At 69.2% G+C, this 11,291-nt stretch carries 6 protein-coding genes; 2 read left to right on the top strand and 4 right to left on the bottom strand.

Annotation, left to right across the window (positions count from 1 at the left end; translation table 11 throughout):
- Window positions 1-85: 85 nt before the first annotated feature.
- Entirely contained in the window at window positions 86-532 is a 447-nt protein-coding gene (locus tag D779_RS16030) for a hypothetical protein (protein ID WP_043755999.1), read from the bottom strand.
- 198 nt (window positions 533-730) lie between these two features.
- Window positions 731-2,311, bottom strand: coding sequence for an alpha/beta fold hydrolase (locus D779_RS16025; protein WP_052348206.1), 1,581 nt, complete (start codon window positions 2,309-2,311; stop codon window positions 731-733).
- Between the two features lie 162 nt (window positions 2,312-2,473).
- Between D779_RS16025 and D779_RS16020 the strand changes: the two genes are divergently transcribed.
- Window positions 2,474-2,671: a Trm112 family protein gene (locus D779_RS16020; protein WP_043756060.1), complete on the top strand. Its 198-nt coding sequence runs from the start codon at window positions 2,474-2,476 to the stop codon at window positions 2,669-2,671.
- Between the two features lie 236 nt (window positions 2,672-2,907).
- Complete coding sequence (locus tag D779_RS16015) at window positions 2,908-4,062, top strand: GGDEF domain-containing protein (RefSeq protein WP_043755996.1); 1,155 nt, start codon at window positions 2,908-2,910, stop codon at window positions 4,060-4,062.
- Between the two features lie 31 nt (window positions 4,063-4,093).
- Here the strand turns inward: D779_RS16015 and D779_RS16010 are convergent, their stop codons facing one another.
- Together D779_RS16010 and D779_RS16005 are read right to left on the bottom strand one after the other, a co-directional pair.
- Window positions 4,094-8,956, bottom strand: a complete 4,863-nt coding sequence (locus tag D779_RS16010; RefSeq protein ID WP_157726432.1) for a PKD domain-containing protein — start codon at window positions 8,954-8,956, stop codon at window positions 4,094-4,096.
- Window positions 8,949-11,273: a FecR domain-containing protein gene (locus D779_RS16005; protein ID WP_043755991.1), complete on the bottom strand. Its 2,325-nt coding sequence runs from the start codon at window positions 11,271-11,273 to the stop codon at window positions 8,949-8,951. The genes D779_RS16010 and D779_RS16005 overlap by 8 nt, the downstream gene beginning before the upstream one ends.
- Between the last annotated feature and the right edge of the window lie 18 nt (window positions 11,274-11,291).

Genomic DNA, 11,291 nt, shown 5'->3' with positions numbered 1-11,291 from the left:
CAGGATCGGGGGACGCGGCCGGGGTAGGCCGAGCCACCGGGGCGAAGGCAACCGATGCCGCGCCTGGCGCATCGGCTGCCGACGATCAGGCGACCTGCTTGTCCGAGTCGTCCAGCTTGCGGATCAGCGGATAGAGATGTTCGGTCTCGCGCTGCAGCCGGTCCATCACCAGGGCGAACATCTGCTCGGTATCCCTGAGGAAGGCCGAGTGGTCGCTGATGGTCAGGGCATGACGCTTCTGTGAACACCATTCTTTGACGTAGGAGGCGAAGATCCGCTTGATCTCGGTCGAGCCGGACAGGAACCGATTGGCGGTGTTCTTCACGGATTGATCAGGAACGGAGATGAGTCTGCCGCAGATCTCCCGGTCGACCAGTTCCATGTGTTCCTTGACCCGGTTGGTCAGATCGAAGAAGACGTCGCAGGCGACGTCCGTATCGCACATGGAGCGTTCGCGAACCAGATATAGAAAGACGTTGGACAATTCCGTGATCTTATGGTTTTGCGCATGCAGCTGGGCAAAAGCGACCATCTCGAATACTCCTCCGGTCGGTGGATAGCTAGCCAGGTTTTCTAATCTCGATACCGATTCGGGAATGACGATCCCGCTGAGGTGGCGCCATGGCACAGGCCGCGTTTCGGGTCGCGGCTCTAGTAAACCATAGCGGTTCCCGTATCTTACGCGAAACCGGGCGGCGAATGTAGCTTGCGCGGGATCAATGATCCGTCATCAGGCGCCGACCACGGGGAAGGTCACGGCCGTCGCGGACGCGAAGGCGACCGCATTGGCGACCGCGCCCACCAGAGGGTGCCGGGTTCGGCCATAGATCCAGCCGCTCATGAGCCCATAGACGAGGAAGAAGACCAGGATCGCCGGCACGATGATGATGAGGAAGAAGAGCTCGGCGAGATTGAGCGCCACGGCCAGCAGGAGCGATACCAGGAACAGCGCCTTGGTCGCCGCATAGCCGCCACGGGCCGCCCCCGGACCCCGCGTCACCCACTCGTCGGCGACGAAATAGACCAGGGTTCCGGCCAGCATGGCGAACACCAAAGGAAGACGCTCGACACCCGGCAGCAGGGTGGTGACGAAGAGGTCGGTCGGCACCGCGAAGGCCAGCCAGGCATAGGCGGTCGCGGCGAGCATGGCGATCGCCAGGGCGCGACGACCGATCCGCGCCGGCTCTCGGGCTGGCCCCGCGCCGCGCCGCCGCCGCAGGATCCAGAGTCCCAGCGCGCTGATGGCGCCATAGAGCGCGAAATGTAGCGCCAGATAATCCCCGATCAGGATCGGCAGGAAGTCGCTGGGCAGCCGCCAGAGAATCAGCGGCGTCAGAATGGCTGGAGCGACGGCGACAGGAAGCAGATCGCGCCAGCCCAGTCCGGCACCCAGCGGCCGGGCGGCGGGACGGGGCAGCACCCGGGCCAGCGGCCAGGCCAGGACCAGGATGCCGAGATAGAGCAGACCGATCCAGGGCCCGCGATCCGCCACGAAACCGCTCCCATTCCAGCCGAAGGTGGCGTCGAGCCAATCCAGGGCGGCCCGCTCGGCGGCCGGGCTGTAGAGGATGCCGATATGCTCGACGCCCTCGGCGATCTCCATCCGTCGGGCGTCCCCGGACGCCGGATCGCCATAGGTGACGCCCTCCCGGGCCTCACCGCCGTCCGCGCCGGCAAGGATCTTCCGTCCCTGATCGTGCAGCATCCCGGGCTCGAGCGCGCCGTAGGCCAGCAATAGATTGGGGAGCGCATCCGTGGGCGTCGCGTCCGAGACGTAGGGCGACAGCAGAACCAGCGCCCCGACCCGGCCCGGATGCGTCCGGACGTAATCGACCAGAGGGTCGCCCGCCATGGAATGCCCCAGAAGCGCCAGCCGGCCGTCGGACTGGGGCCGGGACAGCGCGAACGCGACCGCCGGCTCCAGCGCGGACTCCAGAACCCGCAGACGCTTCTCGCGGTCCATCAGACTCGACACGAAGGGTTCGGGATTGCGGCCATGTCCGGGGAAATCGAAGGTGACCGTCAGATAGCCGTTACGGGCCAGCGTCAGGGCATAGCTCCGCATCAGCGTCTGCGAGCCGGCGAACCCGTGGGCCAGCACCACGGCCGGTGCCGGCCGGCCGGACGCGGGACGATAGAGGGTCGCAGGAACGGAGCCGAGGCGATCGTGCTCGATCGCGACGCCCTCCCCGGCCGCGATCAGATGCCCAAGCGCGGCCAGGATGGCGATCAGCGCGCCGAGCGCGACCGACCAGGCCAGCCAGGGACGGCCGCGCCATCCGGAGGATCCACTGGGGGAAACAGCATTCATTCCGGCATTCATCCTCTTCGCTACCTTCATCGATCCGACCCGCTCGCCACCGAGCGGCGCGGACGGTTAAACTGCGCCGCGAAACCCGATGCGCCGACATGGCCCGGCTCGGGCCGCGCGACGCACCCTCGACACACATCTCATCGGAGCACGCAATCCATGCTGGACAAGAAACTTCTCGACATCCTGGTCTGCCCCGTCACCAAGGGCCCGCTCATCCTCGACAAGGACCGCGGCGAGCTGATCTCGCTCTCGGCCCAGCTCGCCTATCCCATCCGCGACGACATCCCGGTCATGCTCGAGGACGAGGCCAGACATCTCTCGCTCGAGGAGATGGACGCCTATCGCCAGGCCGGCTGAGGACCGTTCGACAGGAAGACACCACCGGGCTGGATCCCTGGATCCAAGCCCCGCGCGCACGCGCCAGACACGCCAGGCCTCATCCGCAGATTCGGCCGAACATCTCGAACCGGATTCAAATCGCCGCAATTCCTGCCGATACTATCCATGCCACCCAGGAAACCGTCCTCGGACCGCACGATAGCGGATGACGACGACGGAAACCCGCATGGGGGCATTACGGCGGGCGCTGCGCAATGGACACGAATCCGAATCTGGAGTCGCAGTCGAGGAAGGGACGGATACTCGCTCTGCAGGTCGCGCAATCCTATCATCAGCAAGCGATCGCCCTGCTGGTCAGCGGATTCAATGGGGCGATCGTCACGGCGCTCCTCTGGAACGCCATCCCGGCCTCGCGGCTGCTGCCCTGGATCGCGACACTCGCGGCGGTCACGCTCGCACGTTTCGCGCTCGCCAGCGCCTATCACAGACCGGGTCTGCGGCGGCTGCTCGACAATGTCGACTGGGGCCGCTGCTTCCTGCTCGGGACATTTGCCTCGGGGCTGGTCTGGGGGGCCTCCGGGATATTCCTCTTCCACCCGGAATCCTTCGCGCACCAGGTCTTCCTCGCCTTCGCGCTCGGCGGCATGATCGCCGGCGCCATGCCGCTGCTCTCGGCGCTGCACCCGGCCTTCCAGCTCTTCGCCATCCCCGCGGCGCTGCCCATCACGCTGCAGATGCTGGCCCAGGGCGACCAGGTACACCAGGCCATGGGGCTCATGATCGTCGTCTTCACCCTCGCCATGACGGCATCGGCGTCGCGCTTCCATCGCGTGAACCGGGAATCGATCGAGCTTCGCATCCAGCTCTCCGACTCGATCGAGGAGAGGCTCGTCCTCGACACCATCGCGCACATGGACCCGCTCACCGGAGTCGGCAACCGCAGGCTCTTCGACGAGACGCTGGACGGCGAGTGGAAGCGTGCGCTGCGCGCGGGTTCGCGGCTCTCGCTCATCATGGCCGACATCGACTATTTCAAGCGCTACAACGACAGTCTGGGCCATCCTGCGGGGGACGCATGTCTGAAACGCGTGGCCCGGACCATGGACAAGGCGGCGCGACGCCCCGGAGATCTGGTCGCGCGCATCGGCGGCGAGGAATTCGCCTGTCTGCTTCCCGGCACGCCGGCGGAGGACGCCATGAAGCTCGCCGAGAAGCTGCGCGAGGCGATCGAGGGGCTCGGCATCCGGCACCCGGACTCGGCGATCGCCGATCATGTGACCATCAGCCTCGGCGTATCCGAGCTGGTTCCGCACCCCGGCATGGTTCCCTCCGACCTCATCGAGGCCGCGGACACGGCACTCTACGCGGCCAAGCGCCAGGGGCGCAACTGCGTGGTCCATGCACTCTGAGCCGGATGCCGGCTGCGAATGCATTCGCCCCCTACTCGGAACTCCCAGGGCGCTCGCCCTTCACCTCGATCTCGACCGAGGCGCGCGCGCCGGCACAGCCGGTTCCCGAATCGTCCTCCACCAGGAGCTCGACCCTGTAGCGCCCGGGCGACGCGAAGGCATGCCGGACCTGGGCGCCGAGCGCCTCGCCACCGTCGCCGAAGTCCCAGCTGAAACGCAGCGCGTCCCCGTCCGGGTCGCTGGAGCCGGTGGCGTCGAACAGGACCCCGTCATGGGCCCCGCCCACATAGGCGACCTCGGAGTCGGTGCGGATCTCGGCCTTGGGCGCCGCGTTCACCCGCACCTCGGCATGCCTCTCGGCGCGTGCGCAGTCGCTGCCCGAATCGTCGGTGACGGCCAGCACCAGGGGATAGCGTCCGGGATCCGAATAGAGATGCTCGACCTCGGCCCCCTCCGCCCCGGACCCGTCGCCGAAGTCCCAGCGATAGCGGGCGATCCGCCCATCCGGATCGGACGAGCGCAGCCCGGAGAAGCGAATCGGCTCGCCCGGACAACCCATCAGGGGCGACCTCAGACGCGCGTCCGGCACCTGGTTGACGCGGAGCGCACGCCCCAGGGCCGCGCGCGAATTGGAGACGCCAGCATCGTCCTCCACCGCGAGCCGCACCCAATAGTCGCCCGGCTCGGCATAGGCATGACGCACCTCGACGCCCTCGGCCTGGGACCCGTCGCCGAGATCCCAGTGCCAGGCGATCGGCGAACCCTCCGGATCGCTCGAGGCGCCGGCATCCAGAACCCCATCTCGGCCCGGACAGAGCACCGGCGGACGCACCTCGAAGGCCGGCACCGGGGCCGCGTTGCAGCGGACGGCGATCCGATCACTCCGGCTCGCGTTGGGCAGATCCGTATCGTCGGTGACGGTGAGCTCGACCTCATAGTCGCCAGGCTCGCGATAGACATGGGTCGCCTGCAGACCCTCGGCGGTCTCGCCGTCGCCGAAGTCCCAGACATAGCGGCGAATGGCCCCGTCCGGATCCCGGCTCGCCGAGGCGTCGAAGGACAGGATCTCGCCCGGCGCGGCCAACCGGTCCCCGCCGGCATCCGGGATCGGCGGAGCATTGACCTGGATCGCGTGCCGGAGCGTCACCCGGCCGCAGTCGCCCCCACTTCCGTCGTCGGCGGTCATAGTCACCAGATAGCGTCCCGGCTCGGAGTAGAGGTGCTCGACCCGAGCGCCATCGGCCCGGGCGCCGTCGCCCAGATCCCAGCCGTACTTCAGAGGCGTCCCAACCGCGTCCGGATCGCCGAGCCGGTTCGCGGTCAGGACCGCGGGCGCGCCGAGGGCCACCCCGGCTGGCGCGCTCAGATCCACCTCGGGCGCGTCGAGCACGCTGACGCTCAGGCGGTCGCTGTGGCGGTTGTCGCAGCGCCCGACCCGGTCGCCCGTGATGGTCAGGGTCACGGCATAGTCTCCGGCCCGGGTATAGAGATGGGTCGGATTGGGCCCGCCGCCCTGGGTGCCGTCGCCGAAGTCCCAGCGATAGGCGTTGACGACCCCGTCGAAATCGCGCGATCCCGTCCCGTCGAAGGTCAGCGGCGTGTTGGCACAGATCCGCACGTCCTCGCCCGCCTCCGCCACAGGCGCGTCCACGACCTGGACCAGATGCCGCGCGGTCGCGGTGTCGCAGTCCAGACCGGAATCGTCCCGGACCTTCAAGGTCACCGGATAGAGCCCGCCACTCGCGAACGCCTTGGCCGGGATCGCCGAGCTCGACCCGCTCCCGTCGCCGAAATCCCAGTCGTAGAGCAGCCGCCCGCCGTCCGGATCGCTCGATCCGACACCATTGAAGAGAACCGTCTCCCCCGCGCAGACCAGATCCGGCGCCTCGATGACGGCCAGGGGGCGGCGATGGATCCAGACCTGGGTCGAGGCGGACTGGGTCGCGTTGTCGAGCCCGGTGCCGTCGTCCACACTCAGCACCACCGGATAGCGTCCCCCTTCGGGGAAACGATGCGAGACCCGAGGCCCTTCGGCCCCCGGACCCGTGTCGCCGAACGACCAGGAGTAGCCGAGCGGGTCGCCGTCGGCGTCGCTGGAACCGCCGCCGTCGAAGGCGACCCGCGTCTCGCAGGTGCGGATCGGCGCACCGGCGGCCGCGACCGGACGGTGGTTGATCCGGATGGACAGCCGGTCCTCGGCATGACCGTTGGCCGCGCCGCTGTCGTCCACCACCTCCAGCCTCGCCACATGGCTTCCCGGCTTGGCGAAGCGAAGCGAGACCTGGGCCGTCTCGCCCGCCGGCCGACCCTCGTCTAGGGTCCAGCGATAGGAGGCGATCCGCCCGTCCGGATCATGGGAACCGGAGCCATCGAGTCGGATCTCCTGATCGGGCGCGGCCAGCACGTCCGGGCCGGCCAGGGCCACCGGAGCGGCATTCACCCGCACCGACGCCTCGGCGACATCGAACGCCTGGGGGTGTCCCGAATCGTCCGCGACCCGCAGCCGCACCTGATAGAGACCCGGCTCGGCATAGGCATGATCGGGCGAGGCGCCGCTCGCCGAGGTCCCGTCGCCGAAATCCCACGCATAGTCGCGGATGCGGCCGTCCGGATCGAAGGATCCGGTCCCATCGAATGCGATGGTCTCGTCCGGGGCCACCAGCCGATCCGGCCCCGCGTCCGCGACCGGACCGGCGTTGATCCGCACCCGCATGCCATCACTGCGGCTGGCCGAGGAGGTGCCCGAATCGTCGGTCACGGTCAGCACCACATCGTAGGTCCCGGGAAGGGCATAGACATGGGCCGGGGCGGGGCCTTCACCCTGGGTGCCGTCGCCGAAATCCCAGACGTATCCGAGGATACGGCCGTCCGGATCGGCGGATCCGCTCCCGTCGAAGCGAACCTGGCTGGCCGTCACCCAGACATCCGCGCCGGCATCCGCGACCGGGGGATCGTTGACGACGACCTCCAGCCCGGTGCCGGCCGTCGCCGAGGTCGTACCCGAATCGTCGCGGATCTCGAGCCGCACCCCGTAGCGACCGGGCGCGGCATAGGCATGCTCGACCCTGACCCCTCGCGCCTGACTGCCATCGCCGAAATCCCAGAGATACTCGACCAGGGCGCCATCCGGATCGGCGGACGCCGAGGCGTCGAAGGACAGGGTCTGATCCACTGCGCCCCGTTCCGGACCCGAGGCATCGGCGAGCGGCGGGGCATTGATCCAGATCAGCAGGTCGTCTTCCGAACGGCTGTTGCCGACACCGGCATCGTCCTCGACAGCGAGCCGGACCCGATAGCGTCCGGGCTCGCCGTAGAATGTCTCGACCCGCGTCCCCTCCGCCGTCCGGCCGTCGCCCAGATCCCAATGGAAACGGATCAGCTCGCCGTCGGTATCCCCGCTGCCCCCGGCATCCAGGACCAGGACCTCGCCGACCGCGGCACGCAGATCGTCGCCGGCACGGGCGACGGGCGGGGCATTGACCCAGACCTGGGTGACGGCGCCGGTCCGGGTGCATGGCCCCGGACCATCGTCCTCGACCTCTAGCCGCACCGGATAGCGTCCGGGCCGCTCGAAGGCGTGTTCGACGCGCGCCCCCTGTCCCTCCGCCCCGTCGCCGAAATCCCAGCGATAGCCGGTGATGCGTCCGTCGGCATCGCTGGAGGCGGAGGCATCGAAGATCGTGCGCTCACCGGGCGCCAATGTCCGCTCCGGACCCGGGACCGCGATCGGCGACCGATTCACCTTGACCTCGTAGCCGCGTCGCGCCCGGTCCATGACCCGGCCCGAATCGTCGATCGCGGTGAGGCTCACCCGGTAGAGACCCGGCTCCTCGTATCGATGCTCCACGCGCTTGCCACTGGCTTGACGGCCATCGCCGAAGTCCCAGAGATAGCCGATGAGTGCATCGTCGCGGCCATCCGAGCGCCCGGCGTCGAACGAGACGCCCAGACAGTCGTCCAGGATGGCGATGTCCGCCCGGGGTTCCGGGGGGATGCTCGGCGGCCGCAGACGGATCGGCAGCTCGAAGGCGAGCGGAACGCCGGACGGATCCCTCGCCTCCAGGACCACATCGTTCAGCAAGGAGCGCCCGCCCCGAACCTGAACGGCGGCGCGCTCGGCCCCCAGCCCCGGATCGATCGCGACCCGCTCCTCCTCCCAGCGCGCCTCGCCCGAGGAACGCAGCGGGACGGGACCGACGATGGGCAGCTCCAGCTGGATCCGGGCACGGTCCAGGTCGAACTGGCGGATCACCAGCGTATCGGCATCCGCGGGAACGGCGAAGACCGCCTCCGCCAGCCGCTCGGGACCGGGCGAGACCGAGAAGGTCGGACGATAGTCGAGCAGACGCAGTCCCTCGACCGGACGATTGGTCCCGGCATCCGAGCTGACCGTCAGATCGTAGAGATTGCCGTCGTCTCCGGCGACGCCCTCGACCAGGAGCCGAAAGAGACGATGCCCGCCGACCTCCTCGCCCCGCTCGGGCGAGAAGCGGGCCAGGGTATGCCAAACCCCGTCGGTCGACGCATCCTCGCCGAACTCGGCCTCGCCCAGCACCTCGCCGACCGACCGCCAAGCGGACGGATCGGCCGAGGGGCCGGCCTGGCTGAAGGCACCCTCGCCGCCGAAGAGCCTGAAGCGGGTCCGGCCGTTCCAGAGACCGTTGGGCTCGTCCTGGGTCCCGCCCAGATCCGGATCCCAGAGACGCAGATAGAGCGGTCCGGCGGCCGAATCCGGAACCTGGATATAGACCACCTCGGTGAAATCGTCGTCGCCCTTGCCCGGATGGGCATCGGGGCCGAAGGTGACCAGCCGGACCCGGTCCCCGGCCTGGACGGCGGCGGACCCCGCGAAGAGGGCGCAGAAGAAGAATCCGCGCATGATTCGACTATTCAATGGCCACCTCCCTTCGATTCCCGAGATAGTCCCGCAGCTCGACCGAACGCAGTCGCGGCCCGAGCGCCGAATCGGCCGGAAGCGCCACCCGGTCCTGATAAGAATTCCGCCCGGATCCGCGCCGGGCGATCCCCTGACGCGATCTCCCGCCGAGATCGAGGCGGTAGGGGATGCCGGCCGTCATACCGCTCGCGTCCTCGGCCTCGATCTCGACCCGCAGTAGGCGTAAGGGTCCGTCCCCCTCCTCGACCAGATCGTATCGGATCAGACGCGGCGGCTCGCGATCGAGCAGGATGCCGCGCTCCAGGACGGCCGGGTTGCCCGCCCGGTCGCGCGCGACCAGACGGATGCGGTTTTCGCCGGACCGGAGCGGAATGCAGAAGGCGAAGGCGCCCGTTTCCGAGAGCGCGACCGGCTGTCCGTCGAACATCAAGGACTCGCCCTCCTCGACCCGGCCGCTCAGGGTCAGCCTCGGATCGGCGGTGCGTCGAGGCGGTTCCCGATCGAGCCGGATCAGTGGCGGAACGGAGTCCAGCACCACCTCCAGTGCCGATTCGGCGCGCTCGCCGAGCGGACCGCTCGCGACCGCCCGAAGCCGCGTGGAGGGGTCCGGAAGGGACAGGATCAGATCGAAGCGCCCCTCGGCATCGGCCTGGGTCGCGGCCGAAAGCCCCGGGTGGGTCTCGGACTGGATGCGGACCTCGGCGTCGGGCAGGGTCCGGCCGGACAGACCGAATTGCGGGCGCGTGACCAGGATCCGCCCCAGATCGTCGCGCGGCAGGTGCTCCGCGAGCCGCAGGGGCATCGGGGATTCGGGCGTGCGATAGAGCCTGCGTTCGAGCCGGCTGAGGTTGCCCGCCGCATCGCGGACCTCGAACAGCAGCCGATTGGGACCCTCGTCGAGATGGCGCTCGACGGCGAAGCCACCGTCCGGCTCGACCTGGACCGGCGCGCCGTCGATCCAAAGCCGCGCACCCGGCTCGACCCGGCCGCGCACCTGGACCGAGTCGGCATCGACCCGCAGACCCTCGGCCGGTGTCTCGACCGAGAGATAGGGCGGCACGGCGTCCCGGTCGACCTGGAACAGCCGCGCCAGGCTGGCCGCGCCCGGCAGACCGGCCGCGTCGACCGAGGAGAGCCGCCAGTAGTAGAGCCCCTCCCGATCGACCGGAACCCGCTGCTCCGTCCCCGAGAGATCCGTGCGCGTGAAGACCAGGCGGCTGAACTCCGGATCCACCGCCACCTCGAGCCAATAGGCGCTCGCGCCGGCGACCGGGCTCCAGGCGAGCTCGACGCCCCGGCCGTAGAGCACCGCGCCCTGCTCGGGCTCGAGCGGCTGCGGCGGCGGGAGCAGGTCGATCGGCGGCACGGGCGGCCGGTCCACCTCGACCAGGGTGCCCTGATTCTCGCCCACCATCACGCTGCCGCCCCCGGCAGAGACCTGGAAGGTGCCGGCATAATTGGCCAGACGCATGCTTTCCGCGTCCTTGCGCAGCCAATAGTGGGTCGAGTCGCCGGAGGTCTCGATGCCCGGCACCTCGACCCGGAGCGACTGGCGTCCTCCCGAGGCGATGAGCGCGCGCAGATCGCCGCCGTAGAGCACCACGTCCACCTGCTCGGAGCGGGTGAGCCGGTCGCGGCGCAGACGCCGGATGGCCATCTGGGCGTTCTCGCTCATGCGCAGAGAGCTGGCATCGCGGAAGCGCAGCACGGCGAAGGACTGCGCCAGGGTGCGCAGCCGCTCGCGCTCGGCCAGCAGTGTGCGGATGGGGATGCGGGTCCAGTCGAACTCGCTGGGCCGACGCCGCTGAACCACGCCGCCCGCGGCGTCGAGGACCGCCTCGGCGGCGAGATCGCGCTGGCTCAGACTGGTCTCCAGCGCACGACCGGCCTCGGCGATGCCGGATCGGGCGAGACGCAGCGCCTCGCCCAGGTCGCCCCGGCGCCGGGCCTGCAATGCAGCGGCCTGTTCCGAGAGCGCATCGGCGATGGTCTCGGTCGCCAGGACCTCGGCACCGGCGGCGGTTGCGCGAAAGACGAGGCCGCGCAGGTCGCCCAGGGCACGATCGAGATGGCGCATGGCCTCGACCGGCAGAACCAGTCTCATGCCGGGCCGAACCTGATGCGGCGAGTCGAGCCGATTGGCGCGCAGGATCTCCGGCCAGGCATCCGGATCGCCGAGATGCTCGGCGGCCAGTTCCCTCAGGCTCTGACCCGGCTCCAGCACGGCGCCGATGGATGCATCGGCCAGCGCGAGCGGCCCCGAGAGCGATCCGAGGACCAGGATGAAGCGAACGCAGGTTACGAGTCCATCCATCAGGAGACACTCCGCTCC

Source organism: Imhoffiella purpurea (genome assembly GCF_000585215.1).
Classification (GTDB): domain Bacteria; phylum Pseudomonadota; class Gammaproteobacteria; order Chromatiales; family Chromatiaceae; genus Imhoffiella; species Imhoffiella purpurea.
This window is presented reverse-complemented; position numbering and strand designations above follow the sequence as displayed.

Bases quoted from the DNA above. Each gene is read 5' to 3' on its own strand.
- D779_RS16030 (WP_043755999.1), bottom strand. From the start codon at position 532: ATGGTCGCTTTTGCCCAGCTGCATGCGCAAAACCATAAGATCACGGAA.
- D779_RS16025 (WP_052348206.1), bottom strand. From the start codon at position 2,311: ATGAATGCTGTTTCCCCCAGTGGATCCTCCGGATGGCGCGGCCGTCCC.
- D779_RS16015 (WP_043755996.1), top strand. From the start codon at position 2,908: ATGGACACGAATCCGAATCTGGAGTCGCAGTCGAGGAAGGGACGGATA.
- D779_RS16005 (WP_043755991.1), bottom strand. From the start codon at position 11,273: ATGGATGGACTCGTAACCTGCGTTCGCTTCATCCTGGTCCTCGGATCG.